Annotated in this window: 9 protein-coding genes; 3 read left to right on the plus strand and 6 right to left on the minus strand. The window is 69.9% G+C overall.

Annotated features, from left to right (window positions below):
• Positions 1-79 precede the first annotated feature (79 nt).
• The 4 genes from MLG87_RS05465 to MLG87_RS05480 form a co-directional block, all read right to left on the minus strand.
• Positions 80-1,948, minus strand: a complete 1,869-nt coding sequence (locus MLG87_RS05465; RefSeq protein WP_243294188.1) for an aldolase/citrate lyase/malate synthase family protein — start codon at positions 1,946-1,948, stop codon at positions 80-82.
• A gap of 143 nt (positions 1,949-2,091) precedes the next feature.
• Positions 2,092-3,237 (minus strand): glycerate kinase, encoded by a 1,146-nt coding sequence (locus MLG87_RS05470; protein ID WP_243294189.1) that lies wholly within the window; start codon positions 3,235-3,237, stop codon positions 2,092-2,094.
• Between the two features lie 79 nt (positions 3,238-3,316).
• On the minus strand, positions 3,317-4,936 hold the full coding sequence (locus MLG87_RS05475; protein WP_243294190.1) for an L-lactate permease: 1,620 nt from the start codon (positions 4,934-4,936) through the stop codon (positions 3,317-3,319).
• Positions 4,937-5,110: 174 nt separating this feature from the next.
• On the minus strand, positions 5,111-8,443 hold the full coding sequence (locus MLG87_RS05480) for a S41 family peptidase (RefSeq protein ID WP_243294191.1): 3,333 nt from the start codon (positions 8,441-8,443) through the stop codon (positions 5,111-5,113).
• A gap of 125 nt (positions 8,444-8,568) precedes the next feature.
• Here MLG87_RS05480 and MLG87_RS05485 point away from each other — a divergent pair, with 125 nt between their 5' ends.
• From MLG87_RS05485 to MLG87_RS05495, 3 genes are all read left to right on the plus strand, one after another.
• Positions 8,569-9,381 (plus strand): transporter, encoded by an 813-nt coding sequence (locus MLG87_RS05485; protein ID WP_243294192.1) that lies wholly within the window; start codon positions 8,569-8,571, stop codon positions 9,379-9,381.
• The gene (xseA, locus tag MLG87_RS05490) at positions 9,378-10,694 is read left to right on the plus strand and encodes an exodeoxyribonuclease VII large subunit (protein ID WP_243294193.1); all 1,317 of its coding nucleotides are present in this window, start codon (positions 9,378-9,380) and stop codon (positions 10,692-10,694) included. The genes MLG87_RS05485 and xseA overlap by 4 nt, the downstream gene beginning before the upstream one ends.
• A 301-nt stretch (positions 10,695-10,995) precedes the next feature.
• Positions 10,996-13,770, plus strand: coding sequence for a serine/threonine-protein kinase (locus MLG87_RS05495; protein ID WP_243294194.1), 2,775 nt, complete (start codon positions 10,996-10,998; stop codon positions 13,768-13,770).
• Between the two features lie 27 nt (positions 13,771-13,797).
• Here MLG87_RS05495 and MLG87_RS05500 read toward each other — a convergent pair whose 3' ends face one another.
• The gene (locus MLG87_RS05500) at positions 13,798-15,741 is read right to left on the minus strand and encodes a PP2C family protein-serine/threonine phosphatase (RefSeq protein ID WP_243294195.1); all 1,944 of its coding nucleotides are present in this window, start codon (positions 15,739-15,741) and stop codon (positions 13,798-13,800) included.
• Between the two features lie 7 nt (positions 15,742-15,748).
• A complete protein-coding gene (gene fabG, locus MLG87_RS05505; RefSeq protein WP_243294196.1) occupies positions 15,749-16,495 on the minus strand; it encodes a 3-oxoacyl-[acyl-carrier-protein] reductase in 747 nt (248 codons plus the stop codon).
• Positions 16,496-16,531: the final 36 nt, after the last annotated feature.

A 16,531-nucleotide genomic window follows, 5' to 3' on the forward strand; every position in this document is an offset into this window, starting at 1 on the left:
GCGTCATTCGCGGTTCCTTGCTTTTCTGACTGAGTCAGGCCGGTAACCAGATCCTGTTGATCCTGTCCCCGCCCTTCCCTCAGAAGTCCAGGTTCTCGGTGATGCGGGTTCCGTTCTTGCTGAAGGTCTGAAGGAAGGTGGCAATGCGCTGCTCGGCCTCGGACAGGCTTTCGACGCCGAGGTTCAGGTTGAGCAGGTCCACGTACCAGGGGGCCTTCACGGGGCTGTTGACGTAGGCCTGCACGATGGCCCGGGCCACGGGAAGCGTGGTGTCCTTGGAGTCGTCGTGGACGTCGCGATTGCTGGCCTTGCGGAGCTTGGCGTACTCCTCGTCCACCAGGCGGGCGAAGAGGGCCGGCGTCAGCGTGTCTCCCACGGCCGTGCCCGTGGCAGGATCGGCCTCCGTGAAGGCGGCCCCCTTGTGCAGCCACTCCCAGAGGATGGAGAGGCGGATCTCGCCCGTGGCCATGTCCTCCATGAGGTAGAGCACGTCGTCGTTGCCGAAGAAGTCCGCGGGCTTCAGCGCCGCGGCCTGGAAGCCCCGCAGGAAGGCGTTGCCGTACTGGAGGGCCACGGAGAGCAGGTCCCGGGCCCCGGCGATGGTGCGGGGCGCCTTCTCCAGCATCATCAGGCCGGCGGCATCCTCAGGCCCGTAGGTCAGGGCCGGGAAGGCGCGGCCCATCTGGTTCGCCTGGCCCGCCCGCTCCCACACTGGCCGCACGATGTGGACCATCTTCCAGTGGGCCACCCACTTGCCCGAGGCGCCCTCGCGCTGCTCGCGCTCGGCGCCGGCCACGGCCCGCTTCATGCTGGCGGTGACGCCGGCCTCGCTGCCCACGGGGATGTTGGGCTCCATGCCGCCCTGCCAGAGGGCGAAGCGGCCGTTGCGGTCCGGGGTGTTCATGGCCCGGCGCACGCGGTCCTCGTAGGTCCGCATGTAGCCGTAGGTCATGGTGATCGAGCTGATGTCCGGGTTCACGAAGGCCTTGTCCCAGGCCAGGGCGTCCGAGACGCTGTTGATGTAGTCCCAGCGGCCCGTGTTGAAGCCCACGAAGTGGGGCGCCAGCGCGGCGCGGATCTCCATGAGCTGGTAGCACTGCTCCAGCTGCTCCACCAGCACGTAGGCCTTGATGGTGCCCACCTCCAGGCCCAGGTGCGCCTCCAGGGCCACCAGCATGGCGTTGAAGAGGGCGGCATCTTCGGCGGTCTGGGTCTTGGGGAGGTAGAGGACAATGCTGCGGCCCGCGGCGCGGAGGCGTTCGTGATTGTTCACCACGTAGAGCACCATGTCGGCGATGGAGGCTGAGAATCCGTGGCCGTTCCGCCGGATGTGGCGGTCCTCCAGGTGCAGGCCCCGCACGCGGTAGATCACCGTGGTGAAGTCCAGCTGCTTGCGCCAGTCCTCGATGATGGGGTGGCCGAAGAACCCCTTCGCCCACTGGTTCATCTCGCGGCTGACCTCTTCGGCCACCTCCAGGAAGAGCGGGTCCCGGGCGATGGCCAGCTTGAGGTTGCGGTGGTTGTCCAGGGACATGGTGTCCACCTGGCCCAGGGCGTCCTCACCGTCGAACATCCAGCCGTCAGCGCCGGAGAGCAGGGCGTAGGCCACGTTGCGGATGCCGGAGCGGACATCCGAGCGCGGCTTGGTGGCCGGACCCGTGCCCTGGATCCACTGGCGCTGGAGGTCTGGCGGGATCACGGCGCCGTCGAAGTTGCCGGCCCGGGCATCCGCGACCGTGAACGGCTTGCCCGGGATCCGCGCGGCGGGGTCGAGGAAGCCGATGCGCTCGCCAGTCTCGGCCCGCTGCTTGCGCCGGGCCAGCCGGGCGGCCATGCGCTCCCGGCGCTGATCATCCAGGGGTGCCAGCGCTTCCAGGGCGCGGATCGCCTCCGGCGTGTAGACATCCGGATAGGTGGACAGGACGGCGTCGCGGAATTCGAGGGTCATGGCGGGTCTCCCTTCGGAACATCGGCAGGACAGGTGCATCCATTCTTGCGGGTCGGAGGTGCCTTCACCCCTCGAGCGCGTGTCAATCAAGTGCGCGTGTCAAACGCATGTCAATCACAAGGCATCCGCGTGTCAATCGACACTCATGGCCGCAGGGACATGCCCACCTTCACCAGCCGGCAGGCCCGGGCGGCGGCGGCCTCCACGAGGGCGGCACCCTGCCCCATGCAGTCCTCCAGGGTCATGGGCTGGGGCACCGTGGTGGCCAGGGCATCGATGCCATGCCGCAGCACATCGTCAGCGCCATCGCCCAGGCCCCCGGCGATGCAGATCACGGGCACGCCGTGGTGCTTGGCCACGGCCGCCACGCCCACGGGCGCCTTGCCCATGGCGGTCTGGAAGTCCGTGCGACCCTCGCCGGTGATGACCAGATCCGCGCCCTGGACCAGGGCCTCGAAGCCCGTGGTCTCCAGTACGATGGAGACGCCGGGCCGCAGGCTGGCCGGCGTGAAGAAGAGCAGGCCCGCCCCCAGGCCACCGGCGGCGCCGGCCCCAGGCAGCAGGGCGATGTCGCGGCCCGTGGCGGCCTGGGCCACGCCCGCGAAGACGCCGAGCGCCGCGTCCAGCTCCTGCACCATCTCCGGCGTGGCGCCCTTCTGGGGCCCATAGACGGCGGAGGCGCCGCGTGGCCCGCAGAGGGGATTGTCCACGTCGCAGGCCACCATGACGCTGGCATGGGCCAGCCGCGGATCCAGGCCCGACAGGTCGATGCGGGCCAGCCGGGCCAGGGCGGCGCCGCCTTCGGGCAGGTCGCGGCCCTGCGCGTCCAGGAAGCGCACGCCCAGGGCCCGGGCCATGCCCGTGCCGCCGTCGTTGGTGGCGCTGCCGCCGATGCCGATGACGAGCTTGCGCAGGCCGGCATCGAGGGCTGCCTTCATCAGCTCGCCCGTCCCCACGGTGCTGGTGATGCGGGGATCGCGGCGCTCCTTGGGCACCAGGGGCAGGCCCGAGGCCGAGGCCATCTCGATGAAGGCGGTGCCGCCGTCGCCGGAGATGCCCCAGTGGGCCCGCACGGGCTCGCCCAGGGGACTGCGCACCTCCGTGTGCATGAGGCGTCCGCCCGTGGCCGCCACCAAGGCCTCCACCGTGCCCTCGCCACCGTCGGCGATAGGCACCTTGAGCACCTCCGCGGCGGGAAACACCGCATGGATGCCCCGCTCCATGGCCTCCGCCACGCCGAGGGCCGACACGCTGCCCTTGAAGGAATCCGGAGCCACGATGATGCGCATGGAGATCACCTCGACTGCATTCAAAGAATAGAACTACCGCCAAGACGCTTTCGCGCCTTGGCGGTGGCCGGTCGTCACGTCAGGGAACAAGCCCGGGGGCCAGGAACGCGAAGGCGAAGACCATGAGGCCCAACAGGATCACGTAGGGGATCGTGTACTTGATGGTCTGCCGCATGATCAGGCCCTCCTTCCCGGCCAGGCCCACGGCGGTGGCGGCGATGACGATACTCTGGGGCGAGATCATCTTGCCCGCGGAGGCGCCCGCGCTGCCGGCCGAGGCCATGAGGATGTCCGAGAGGCCCATGCCCTGGGCCGTGAGCTTCTGCAGGTTGCCGAACAGCGCGTTGGCCGAGGTGTTGCTGCCCGTGAGGAACACGCCCAGGGTGCCGAAGAGCGGGCTCAGGAACGGATACACGTGCTTGCTCACCAGGGCCACGATGCCGTTGGCCATGGTGGCCACCATGGAGATCTGCTTGGTGGCGAGGTCGCCGACCACGGCCAGCTTGGTCTTGGGGTCGATGATGGGCAGGGCCAGGTTCATCACCTCGGCGATGGCGAGAATACTGGCCACCGCGATGAAGGAGGGGATCATCTGCTTGAAGGTCTTGCCGAACTGCTCGCCCATCACGCCGTAGCTGATGCCCATGAAGGGGAAAGCGATGAGGCCGGCGATGAGCATGATGGTGCCGGGGCTCTGGAGCCAGGTGAATGCGTAGACCTTGCCGGGGTTGTAGATCTGGGCCTTGAAGACCACCCAGTTCCAGCCGGCGGCGGCGCCGCTGAAGAGGGGCTTGGTCTTGGGCAGGTTCACGGCGATGACGAGCACGGCCAGCAGCAGGTAGGGCAGCCAGGAGAGGAACAGCTCCTTGGGATGGAATTCCTTCGGCGCGCTGGCGGCCGCGGACTCGCCCTCGAAGAGCCAGGGCTGGCCCTTCTTCTGGAAGTTCAGGTAGACGGCTGTGGACACGAGGCAGGCCAACGCCGCCAGCACGGAGGTGAGGTCCGCGCCGATGTAGTTGGACACCAGGAACTGCACGATGGAGAAGCTGAGGCCGGACACCAGGATGGCGCCCAGGGCACCCTTCATGCCCTTGGACTTGGACATGGCGTAGACGGTGGCGAAGGCCATGATCAGGGAGAGGGGCGCCATGAAGCGGCCCGTCATCTGGGAGAGGCGCATCACGTCGAGGCCCGTGGTCTTGGCCAGGGTGACGGTGGGGATGGCCAGCGACCCGAAGGGCACGGGGCCCGTGTTGGCCACGAGGCACACCAGCGCCGCCATCATGGGGTTGTAGCCCAGGCCGATGAGGATGCTGGCGGGGATGGCCACCGGAGCGCCGAAGCCGCAGATGCCCTCGAGGAACGCGCTGAAGCCGAAGCCGATGAGCAGGGCCTGCGCGCGACGGTCCACGGTGAGGTTCGCCATGGCGCCCTGCATCTTGTCCATCCAGCCCGTGGCCTTCAGCACGTTGTAGACCACCAGCGCGCCGAAGGGGATGTACATGATCGGGAAGATGCCCGTGAGGCCGCCCTGGAAGGCCGCCAGCACCGTCGTCTTCACCGGGAAGTGGAACACGGTGACCGCCGCGAGCACCGTCACCAGCAGCGCGATGGGCGCCACCTTGGCGGCGGGTTTCATCAGCAGCGGGATGCCGATGAGCAGAACGATGAGGGGCAGCGTGGCTGCGAGGATGCTCAAAAACATTGTCGACCTCCGAATCGGTTGCCAAACAGTATCGGGGGTCGGTCTGACCACCAAGCCAAAAAGGTTTTTGGACTACAAGGGCCGGAATCCGTCAGATCCCGGCCCTTGTATCCACATCTTCCAAAGTGGATTTTATCGGCACCAATCGCGGTGGTTAGACCACCAGACCTATTTCACTTTGACCGGATCCGCCGGGCGTTTCGGCAGGTGCATGGGGGTCTCCGCCATGCGCTTCAGCACCTCCTGCACCCCCCGCTCCAGCTGGCGGTCGTGGCCCGCCAGCATGGAAGTGGGATCGTTCTCCACCTCGATGTCAGGCGTCACGCCCTGGCCCTCGATGATCCACTCGCCCGTGGGGGCGTTGGTGCCGGACTGGGGCACGAAGACGCTGCCGCCGTCGATGAGGGGCGAGTTGCCGCCGCCCACGACGCCGCCCCAGGTGCGCTTGCCGATGAGGGGGCCGAGCCCCGCGAAGCGGAAGTGGTAGGGGAAGATGTCGCCGTCGCTGGCGCTGGTCTCGCTCACGAGGGCCACCATGGGGCCGTGGAACACGGTGGACGGGTACGTGGTGGGATGCTCGCCCGCATAGCCGAAGCGCGTGCCCAGCAGCTTCTTGCCCAGGCGCTCCAGGATCATCTGGCTGATGTTGCCGCCGCCGTTGGCGCGGACATCCACGATGAGCCCCTCCCTGCGGATCTGCGGGTAGTACCACTTGATGAACTCGTACAGGCCGGGCCCGCCCATGTCGGGGATGTGGAGGTAGCCCACCTTGCCCCCGCTGAGCCTGTCCACGGTCTCCTTCGAGCGCAGCACGAAGTCCAGGTAGCGCAAGCTGGCGTCGCTCTGGATGGGCTGGTAGGTGACCTGCCGCGCGCCCTCCAGGCCGGGCTTGGCGTTCAGCGTCAGCGTCACGGGGAAGGTCTTGTTCCGCAGCAGCCGGTAGGGGCTGTCGTCGGCCTTCAGCTCCACGCCGTCAATGGCCAGGATGTAGTCGCCCTCGCGGGCGTCCACGCCGGGTTCCGTGAGGGGACTGCGGTACTTGGGCTCCTCGTTGTGGCCCCGGTAGATGCGGGCCAGGCGGTAGCGGCCGGCGGCGGCGTCCAGCTCGAAGCGGGCGCCGGGCAGGCCCACCTTGGCGCGCTCGGGCAGGAACTGGTCGCCGCCCTCGGTGTAGGTGTGGCCGATGTTCAGCTCGGAGATGAGCTCCGTGAGCACGTAGGTGAGGTCCGAGCGGTGGGTCACATGCTGGAGCCAGGGCCGGTACTGCTCGCGCAGGGCCTTCCAGTCGTAGCCGTGCATGTTCTTCACGTAGAAGAAGTCGCGGAAGCGTCGCCAGGTCTCGTCGTAGACCTCGCGCCACTCCTCGGCGGGGATGCGGTCCACGTATAGCTCCTTGGTGGAGACCGTCTTCTTCTCCGTGGCCTTGGGCTTGGCGTCCATGAGCTGGTACGAGGCCGCGGGGCCCTGCCCAGCCCGGGCCAGGACCTTGCTGCCGTCCTGACTCAGCACCCAGCCCTGCACGCCCGCCAGCAGCTCGCTCTCCTGGCGCTTCTTCAGGTCGAAGATCCACAGGGCGCCACCGCCGGGCCTACGGCCATTGGCCTCGCCGTACACGAAGGGCTCGGACTTGCTGTAGAGCAGGAAGCCCTTCACGGCCTCCAGCCCACCCAGGTTGTCCGCGGGCACCGGTACGCGCACGCCGCGCTGCTCGAAGCCGTCGAAGTCGATGCGCACGGCGACGGGGGCTTTGGCAGCTTCGGGCTTCTTGCCACCCTCCTCCTTCTTCTCGGGGCCAGCCTTCTCAGGGGTGGTCTTCTCAGGAGCGGCCTTCTCCGGCGCCGCTCCCACCTCGTCGCTCTCCGGCGGGAAGGGATGGGGCGCCGCCTTCGTCAGGGCGTAGGCCACGATGTCGGTGTTGCGGTTGCCGGCGAAATCGAACTCCAGGTTGCTGATCTGGGGCGCGTAGTCCCGGCGGCTGAGGGTGTAGAGGTACTTGCCCTCGGGATCCCAGGCGGGATCGGCCACCGTGAACAGCTCGCCCGTGAGCCGGTGAAGCTGCTGGTCCGCCAGGCCCCAGGCGTGGAGGCTGCGCGTGCCGTTCAGGTTGGCCAGGGAGAAGGCCAGGAACTGGCCATCCGGGGACCAGGCCAGGTCGCCCACCCGCGCGAACTCATCCTTGGCGGCCTTCACGAGCTTGCGGTCCTGAACACCCAGCACGTAGACGACGCCGTCCTTGTCCGTGAAGGCCAGGTGCTTGCCGTCCGGCGCCCAGGTGAGCCCGTTGAGCTGGCCCACCAGGCCGCTGGTGAGGGCCTCGGGCTTCCCCTTGCCGTCCTGGGCCACGAGGTAGACCTGGTCTTCGCCGTTCAGGTCGGAGATGAAGGCGATGGTCTTGCCGTCCGGCGACCAGCGGGCCAGGCGGTCATGGGCGCCGGAGCTGTTCGTGAGGTTGCGCACGGGGCCCTTCTCGATGGGGACCGTGAACACATCGCCCCGGGCCACGAAGAGGGCCCGCTCGCCCTTGGGCGAGAGCGCGAAGCCCTCGATGTTCTTCTCGACGCTGATGCGCGCCGGCCGCGAGGCGCCGCCGTCCGTGGGCACGGTGATGGAGAGGCCCTGGTCGCGGCCGTCCTTCACGTGGAACACGCGCAGCTCGCCGTTGAGCTCGTAGACGATGCGGGACTGGCGGTCGCTGGAGGGCCAGCGCACGTCCCAGGTCTTCTGGAAGGTGAGCTGCTTCACGGCGTCCGTGGCGGGGTCCACCGAGAACAGGTTGAGGGTGCCGTCACGATCCGAGGCGAAGTACACCTGGTCGCCGATCCACATGGGATCCCGCTCGGTGCGCGGGCTGGCGGCGATCTTCTTCTGCTGCTTCGTGGCGAAGTCGAAGACGTAGAGGTCCTGCGCCCAGCCGCCCTGGTAGCGCTTCCAGTGGCGGAAGTCGCGGAACATGGGCGCGTAGGCGAGGCGCGTGCCGTCCGGCGAGTAGGCGCCCGGCCCGGCCGTGGGCATGGGCAGCCGGGTGGGCAGGCCGCCCTTGAGGCTCACGGTGTAGAGGGCCGTGCGGCTCAGCACACCGTCGGCGTCGCTGCCGGCGCGGAACAGCACGCTGGAGCCGTCCGGCGTCCAGCCCACCACCTGGTGGTCGTAGCCGCCCCGGGGCGGCAGGGGCCCGGCGGCGGGATCGAACGTGAGCTGACGCGGAATGCCACCCTCGCTGGGCATCACGTAGACCTGCTCGTCGCCGTCGTACTGGCCCGTGAAGGCGATCCACTTCCCGTCGGGGCTGAACTTCGCGAATAGCTCCAGGCCCGGATGGGCCGTCAGCCGCGTGGCCGTGCCGCCCGTGGCCGGTGCGCTCCAGAGGTCGCCGCCGTGGGTGAACACCACCTTGTCCCCGTGGATGTCCGGGAAGCGCAGCAGCTTCGTCTGGGCCTGCGCCACGCCGCAGAAAGCGAGTGTCAGGGCCAGCCGGGAAAGGAGGAAGGGTCGTCCGGGCATCGGTGCACCTCAAGGGTAGGGTTTGGGGACGCGAGCATTGTAAGACGAGGTAGAAACTCCGTGTCGTCGGATTCATCCGCGGCCTCCCCAACCACCGCTTTGCAGATCCGCTAGCCTGGAAGGCCATGAAGACCCACCGGCCCGGCATCCCCGCCCTGTCCCTCGCCCTGTCCCTCGCTCTGGCGCTTGCCCTCGGGGCGGAGGAACCGCCGCCCATCGAGGTGAACCCCAACCGGCCCACCTTCGCCAATCCTGCCCTCACGACCCAGCCGGGGCTGGCGGAGCTGGAGTGGGGCGTGCAGCAGAGCCATCTGCGCGAGGAGGGCCCCAGCTTCGGGACGCCCACCCTCCTGAAACTGGGCCTGGCCAAGGATGTGGAGCTCCGCCTCTCCAGCCCGGGCTATCTCAGCCTGGAACCCGCGGGCGCGCCTACCGCCACCGGGTTCGGCGACTTCAACCTGGCCGCCCAGTGGTGCTACCTGCACGACGGGCTGTTCGGAACGGACCAGGCCATCCAGATGGCGCACACCTTTCCCACGGCCCCCGCCTCCCAGGGCCTGGGCAACGGCGAGCCCATCGACACGCTCACGCTGCTGTTCAGCCGTGATGCGGGGGACTACCACATCGACGTGAACCTGCTGGAGTCCTGGATCGGCCAGCCCCCAGGCCAAGGTGGAGGAAGGGCGGCGCAGACGGCGGGCACGGTCTCCATTACGCGCAACCTCGACGACGCCTGGTCGCTCACGGGCGAGCTGTACACTCTCCAGGCCACGCCGCAGAACGGGCGGATCGTCTCCAACCTCTGGTGTGTCGCCTACAAAGTATCCAAGCGGCTGGTGCTGGATGGCGGCGCGGACGTGGGACTCTCCCACGGGGCGCCGCGCTACACCCTCTTCACCGGGCTCACGGTGGGCCTCGGGCGGTTCCGGAAGCCATGAGTGAAGCCGCCCCTCTCTCCGTCAAGCGCCTGCTGGAGCAGGTCAAGACCCGGCTGGAGCCGCCGTTCGCGGCGGTGTGCGTGGTGGGGGAGGTGTCGAACTTCCGGGGCTCTGGAAAGCACTGGTACTTCACGCTGAAGGAGGAGGGCGCGGCGCTCTCCTGCGCGGTGTGGGCCAGCCAGCAGCGCTTCCTCCAGCACAAGCCGGCGGACGGTCAGCGGGTGGTGCTGAAGGGCAGCCTCAACCTCTACGTGGCGGGCGGCACGATCACGCTGGCGGTCACGCACTGCGAGCCCGCGGGCGTGGGCGACCTGCAGGCGCGGCTGCGGGCGCTGGAGGCGGACCTGCGCGCCCAGGGCCTCTTCGACCGCCCCAAGCGCCCCCTGCCCCGCTTCCCCAAGAAGCTCGGCATCGTGGCGGCCCTGGGCGGCGCGGCCCTGCGCGATGTGCTGGAGGTGACGAGCCGCCGCGCCCCGGGCATCGACATCCTCATCGCGCCGGCGGCGGCCCAGGGCGAGCGCTGCGTGCCGGAGACGCTCCTCGCCATCCAGGAACTCCAGGATGCCCACTGGGGATGCGAGGCCCTGCTGCTGGTGCGGGGCGGCGGCAGCCTTGAGGACCTCTGGGCCTTCAACGATCCGGAGCTGGTGCGGGCCGTGGCCGAGTGCCGCATCCCCGTCATCACCGGCGTGGGCCACGAGATCGACACGACGCTGGTGGACCTGGCCGCGGATCGCCGTGCCGCCACGCCCAGCCAAGCCGCGGAGCTGGCCACGCCGGATCGCGCGACCCTGGCCGCGGAGCTGCGCCGGCGCGTGGAGGCCCTGGCCGCCAAGACCACCTGGCGCCTGCGGGGCCTGGAGACCACGCTGAACCTGCTGGTGGACCACGGCCTGCAGCGGGCGGAGCCGCTGGCGTCGGGCGGTGCGCGCCTGGCCGCCCTGGGCCAGCGGCTGGCCCTGGCCCACCCCAGCCGCGGGCTGGACGCTGCCGGCGCGCGGCTATCCCTCCTGCGGCACCGCCTGGGCCAGGCGGCCGGCCGCGCCGCCGGCGAGCTGGACCTGCCCCGGGTGCACGAGGCCCGGCGCCGTCTGGTGCCGGCCGTCCTGAGCGCCTTCCAGCGCCGGGACCAGCGCCTGGCCGTGCTGGCGGAGCGGCTGCGGGGCCTGGATCCCGCTGGGCCCCTCCAGCGGGGCTTCGTGCTGGCCCTGGACGCCGAAGGGCGCCCCGTGACCACGGCCCGGGCCCTGCCCGCGGGCGCTGACCTCCGCCTGCGCTGGCGCGACGGCGAGCGGAAGGCGCGGCTGGACTAGGCGGCTGGCTCCGGCGGTGTTCAACCAGATAAAGCAGGCAACCGCGAAAGACGCGAATCGCCCTTCGGGCGCGCGAAAGGCGAACGATCCTCTTCCCGCCCCGCGCATGGCCAGCCGCGCCTCGTGCGGCTGGGGGCCGAAGGCCCAGGCGGCCCATCTCCGTCGCGTTTCGCGCCCATTCGCGTATTTCGCGGTTCCGTCATTCCAGGCTGAGGCCCGCCGATCCTCAGGTAAACGGACTTCTTATATGCGCCTCGGACCGCGTCGCGTGATAACGTAAAAAAAATTCGCCGGTGCTCAGATGTCCAATGAAATCGATGCCGAGTCCGCTCCCTCTTCCAAGAGGCGGATTCTGCAACCCGGCACCATGGTGGGCCGCTTCCGCGTGGAGTCCCTCCTGGGCACCGGAGGCATGGGCGAGGTGTACCGCGTCTGGGATCCCACCCTGGAGCGCAGCGTCGCGCTCAAGGCCCTCCGGACGGGTCCGGACCGCGAGGCCACGGCGCCGGAGCGCTTCCGCCGCGAGGCCCTGGCCCTGGCTCAGCTCAACCACCCGAACGTGTGCCAGGTGCACGACTGGATGGAGAACGCCAACGGCACCTACATCGCCATGGAGCTCATCGAGGGGCGGACCCTGGACCAGGTGGCTCCGGAGCTCGACGTGCGGGAGAAGCTCCAGATCGTCAGCGGCGTGGCCCGTGCTCTGGAGGCGGCGCACGCGAAGGGGATCATCCACCGCGACCTGAAGCCCGGAAACATCATGGTGAGCCAGGGCCATGGCCATGCGGGGCGGAAGTTCCAGGTGAAGGTCCTCGACTTCGGCCTGGCGAAGCTGGCGGACGCCGTAAAACCCATTACCGGGGACTACCCCCGCGTCGCCACGCCATCGGGGGTGCCGCACCTGGGGGCCCTCATGGCCGTGGAGGAGGCGGGGCGGGCCAAGGAGGAGGCCGCGGGCGAAGAGCCCTCCGGCGGCCGCACCTGGGACAAGCTCACCCAGGCGGGAACCTTCATGGGGAGCCCCAGCTACGCATCCCCCGAGCAGATCCAGGGCCAGGCGGCGGGCTCCTCCAGCGACGTGTTCTCCCTCGGCATCCTCGCCTGGGAGCTGCTGTCGGGAGACCATCCCTTTCCCGGCGAGGGGCGCGCGCGGATGGTCGCCATCGTGCAGGGCAGCCACCGGGACCTGAAGGTCCGCGGCCTGCCTTCGGGGGTGTCGGACCTGCTCTTCTCCATGCTGGAGGCCCACCCTTTCAAGCGCCCCACCGCCGCCCAGGTGGCCCGGCGCCTCGACCATCTGCTCCGGCCCCGAAGCGCCCTGCGCTGGGCCGCCGCCTCCATCTTCGGCGCCCTGGTGCTGGCGCTGGGTTTCAACTGGTTCACTTCCCGGGGGATCATCGCCGACCTCACCCGCGAGCGCCCGGTCCGGCTGGCGGTCCTGCCGTTCACCAATGCCACGGGGGATCCCCGCCTCGACTCCCTGGTACAGACGGTGCTCCCCGAGTTGATCGAAGGTTCCCTCCACGACCTGCCCCGGCTGATTCCCATCGACGTGAACCACCTGGCCCGGGCTCGCGTGGCCCTGCACCTGTCGCCCAAGGGACCGCTCGGGCCCAACGAAGAGGCCAACCTTGCCGCCGCCCTCGGCGCACGGCTCATCCTGCGGGGCACCCTCTCCCGGGGCGATGGCGATGCCCTGGTGCTGGCCTACGAGCTGCGCGACGCCGAAGGGAAGGTGCGCCGAGCGGGCACCCTCTCCGAGAAGGGCTCTCCGTCGGCGACCTCGGTGCCGCTGGCCCGCCGGGTCGTCCTGGATCTCGTGAAGGCCGTGGACCCCTTCTCGTCGGCCCCCAAGCTCCTGCTGCCCAACCTGAAAGACGGGGCCCTGGAAGCCTACACCCGGGGCGTGGAGCTGATGGACAAGGGTGCCTTCCGGGAGGCGGCGCCGGCCTTCCAGGCCGCCGTCCTGAAGTCCTCCGGCTTCACGCCGGCCGTGCTGGGATACGCGCAATGCCTCAGCCGCATGGCGGATGCGCCCCCGGAGCCCGTGTTCCATTGGGCGCGCTGGTCCGCCCGGGCCCAGGGCGACCGGGTGCACGAGATGAGGGCTCTCCACCACCTCGCCATCCGCTACGGCGACCGGGGCCAGTGGGAGGCGGCCGACACCGCAGGGCAGCAGGCCCTGGACCTGGCCCAGGCCATGGGGGAGCTGGGTTTCGAGGCCGGCATCCACGCCACCCTCGGTGTAAACCTCCAGCGCCAGCACAAGTCCGCGGAGGCGGAGGCCGAATACCAGAAGGCCCTGGCCCTGTACCAGCAGGTGGGCGACAAGCTGAACGCCACACGGTCCCTCAACAACCTGGCCGTGATGGAGAAGGAGCGCGGCCACCTGAAGGAGGCGGAGGCCCGCTACCAGAGCGCCCTCCAGACCGTGCAGGCCTACGGCGACCGCTGGGGCGAGTCCTTCATCACCAACAACCTGGGCGACCTGGCCCTCGCCCAGGAGGGCGGCCTGGACCGCGCGGAGGCCTTCTTCCGCAAGGCGCAGGCGCTGCGCCAGTCCATCGGCGACGACAACGGCCTGGTCTACTCCCTCATGGGCCTGGCCAGCGTGGCCCAGGCTCGAGGCGACCTGGACCATGCGGAGATCCTGGAGCGCCAGTGCCTCGAGCAGGCCCGGAAGACCCAGCTCAAGCCCATGGAGGCCACCGCCCTCTACAACCTGGGCGAGATCAACCGCGATGCCGGGCGCTACGACGCGGCGCGCACGTTCTACCGGCAGTCCCTGGCCCTTCACGAGGAGCTGGCGGACACGCTGATGGAGACGCACTGCCTGGCGGCGGAGGCGGAATGCATGGCCCGCGAGGGCCGGCGCGGCATGGCCCGCGCCCTGCTGGACCGGAGCCGCGGCCTCTCCACCGAGGAGACGCCCTACATCCTCCGGGCCCAGGCTTGGCTGGCCCGCGCCGAGGGCCGACTGGACGAGGCGAAGCTGCTGTTCGCGAAGGCCCTCGGCGGGGCCCGCATCCAGGCCCCGGAGATCGTGCGGGAGCTGAAGGCGGCGGCCCAGGGCTGAATCGTTCTGATCCGTATTTGAGGCTGGTCAGCGCTTGAGGATCAGCAGCGTCAGGTCGTCCGCCAGGGGCCGCCCCTGGGTGAAGGCCATCACGTCCGCCAGGATGGTGGCCTGCAGGTCCTCGGAGGGGCCGGCCAGCAGGGCTTCCAGCCGGTCCTCGCTGTAGAAGGAGGCGTCCGGAGCCTGGGCCTCCGACAGGCCGTCCGTGTAGAAGATCAGGCTGTCGCCGGGTTCCAGGACGCCTTCGCACAGCTCCAGTGAGGCCTTGAACCGGGCGGCGCTGAGGCCCACGCCCAGCCCCCGGGGGTGGAGGCGCGCCACGCGGCCGTCCGCGCCGCGCAGGAAGGCCGGGGGATGGCCCGCCCGCACGAACTGGTACTGGCCCGTGCGGGGGTGGAAGGTGCCGTAGGCCAGGGTGAGGAAGAGGCGCCGGTCGTGGCCCTGGCACCAGATGGCGTTCAGGCGGTCGGCCACCTCCAGCGGGCCCAGGGCCTGCTTGTCCAGGGCGGACAGCACGCCCTTCGTCTCGGCCGCGTAGAAGGCGGCGCTGGTGCCCTTGCCGCTCACGTCGAGGATGAGGAAGGCCAGGCTGCCGTCCGACAGGGGGAACAGGTCGTAATAGTCCCCCGCCACCTCCAGGGCCGGCAGGATGGCGGCCCGCACCGACGGCATCCGCAGGGCCTCCAGGTCCGGCAGCAGCCGCATCTGGACTTCGCGGGCCACGCGGAGCTCCTCCTCCATGCGCAGACGCTCGTCCCGCTCCGTGGCGGCGGCCTGGAGGCGGCCCGCCATCTCATTGAAGGCAGAGGAGAGCTGGGCCACCTGGTCGCGGCCCCGGGGCCGGATGCGGGTGGAGAAATCCCCGAGGCTGAGGCGCTTCACGCCGCCATGCAGGTCGTTCACCGCCCGGCCCAGGGACCAGGCGAGCACCAGCCCGAGGATCGCCGCCACCGCCTGGGCCATGAGCAGGGCCATCAGCACCAGGGAGACCACGACGATGGCCTTCACGGTGCCTTCGGACAGCGCCTGGCGGTCGCCGGAGCGGAAGCCGGCGAACAGGGCGTAGAGGTTGGTCTCCGGCGTGGCGGTCAGCACCATGGACCGGCCCGAGGTCCAGTCCACGATGGGGAAGGCCAGGGGCGGCAGGTTGAACGGGGCGAACAGTCCGGAGCCCTGGAGGGCCTGGCCCTTGGTCCAGGTGGCCAGGGCCTCCCGCTGGCCCACGAGGATGGGCGCCTCCGTGTCCCTCCGCCGGCCGCCGGCCTTGATCTGCAGCTTCTCGTCGCGGGCCCGACCTTCCCGCCGGGGGGTGAGCTGGAACACCACCTGCCCCCCCGCCAGGGCCTGGGCCCGGTCGCCCAGCACGCCCAGGTTGAGCGACAGGATGCGGTAGCCGCCCGCCTCCTTGCGTACGGCCCGCAGGTAGGTGTCCTTCCGGCCCGCTTCGGCACTCGCGCCATCTTTCGCATCATGGCTGTCCGCCCAGACCATGCCCACGAAGGCAGCGTCCACGCCCTCGGGCAGCTGGCGCGAGTGCTCCACCCAGGCCCCGCCGTAAGTGCGGAGGGCCTGGAGGGCCGCCGCGTCGGAGACTTCGCCGTTGGCGCTCCGCAGGGCCTCCTCCCAGGCCGCCAGCGTCTGCTGGGTGGAGCGGCTCACCTGCGCGCCGAGGCCCAGCCAGCCCAGGGCCATGAGCATCACGGCCATGGCCACGACGGGGAGCACGGACATGAGCGCGAGGATCACCCAGAGCCGCCGGGAGACCCGGAACAGCAGCCGGTCCCAGATCCAGCGCAGGGCCCGGCCCAGCAGGACCAGGGCCCCGATCCAGGCCAGGAAGGCCGCGCAGCCCGAATCCACGGGCTTCAGGGCCAGGGGCAGGCCGAGCGCCACCAGCACCCAGGGCCAGTGGCGGCGGAATCGGAAGGCGGCCCAGCCGCGGCGGATCAGATCCCTGGCGCGTTCGAGCATGGTCGGCTCAGGCCATCAACATGCCGCCGTTGACGCTGAGCACCTGGCCCGTGATGTAGCCCGCCTCGTCGCTGGCGAGGAAGGCCACGGAAGCGGCGATGTCGTCGGCGGTGCCCATGCGGCCCAGGGGGATCTGCTTGGTGAACTCGGCTTTCACGTCGTCGGGCAGGCCCGCGGTCATGGCGGTCTCGATGTAGCCGGGCGTCACGGCGTTCGCCGTCACGTTGCGGCTGGCCAGCTCCCGCGCCACGGACTTGGTGAGGCCGATGAGGCCCGCCTTGGCGGCCACGTAGTTGGCCTGGCCCGGGTTGCCCATCTGGCCCACCACGGAGGCGATGTTGATGATGCGGCCCCAGCGCTGCTTCATCATGGGCTTGGTGGCGGCCTGGATGGCCGTCCACGCGCCCTTGAGGTTGGTGTCGATCACCGCATCCCAGTCCTCCTCCTTCATCTGGATGAGCAGCTTGTCGCGGGTGATGCCGGCGTTGTTCACCAGGATGTGGATGGCGCCGTGCCGCTCCACCGTCGTGGCCACCGCGGCGCGCACCGAGGCGCCGTCCGAGAGGTCGGCCACCACCACATCGGCCTTGCCGCCCGCGGCGGTGATGGCGTCCGCCACTTCCTGGAGCTTCCTCAGCGTGCGCGCCGCGCACACCACCGTGGCGCCCTGGGCGGCGAGGCGCTTCGCGATGGCTTCGCCGATGCCCTGGCTGGCACCGGTGACGAGGGCGACCTTGCCCTGAAGGCTGAACATGGGACCTCCGAACGGATGAAGGTCCAGTCTAGCCGC

This window comes from Geothrix mesophila (genome assembly GCF_022808835.1).
Classification (GTDB): domain Bacteria; phylum Acidobacteriota; class Holophagae; order Holophagales; family Holophagaceae; genus Geothrix; species Geothrix paludis.

Bases quoted from the DNA above. Each gene is read 5' to 3' on its own strand.
- MLG87_RS05465 (WP_243294188.1), bottom strand. From the start codon at position 1,948: ATGACCCTCGAATTCCGCGACGCCGTCCTGTCCACCTATCCGGATGTC.
- MLG87_RS05470 (WP_243294189.1), bottom strand. From the start codon at position 3,237: ATGCGCATCATCGTGGCTCCGGATTCCTTCAAGGGCAGCGTGTCGGCC.
- MLG87_RS05480 (WP_243294191.1), bottom strand. From the start codon at position 8,443: ATGCCCGGACGACCCTTCCTCCTTTCCCGGCTGGCCCTGACACTCGCT.
- MLG87_RS05485 (WP_243294192.1), top strand. From the start codon at position 8,569: ATGAAGACCCACCGGCCCGGCATCCCCGCCCTGTCCCTCGCCCTGTCC.
- xseA (WP_243294193.1), top strand. From the start codon at position 9,378: ATGAGTGAAGCCGCCCCTCTCTCCGTCAAGCGCCTGCTGGAGCAGGTC.
- MLG87_RS05495 (WP_243294194.1), top strand. From the start codon at position 10,996: ATGTCCAATGAAATCGATGCCGAGTCCGCTCCCTCTTCCAAGAGGCGG.
- MLG87_RS05500 (WP_243294195.1), bottom strand. From the start codon at position 15,741: ATGCTCGAACGCGCCAGGGATCTGATCCGCCGCGGCTGGGCCGCCTTC.
- fabG (WP_243294196.1), bottom strand. From the start codon at position 16,495: ATGTTCAGCCTTCAGGGCAAGGTCGCCCTCGTCACCGGTGCCAGCCAG.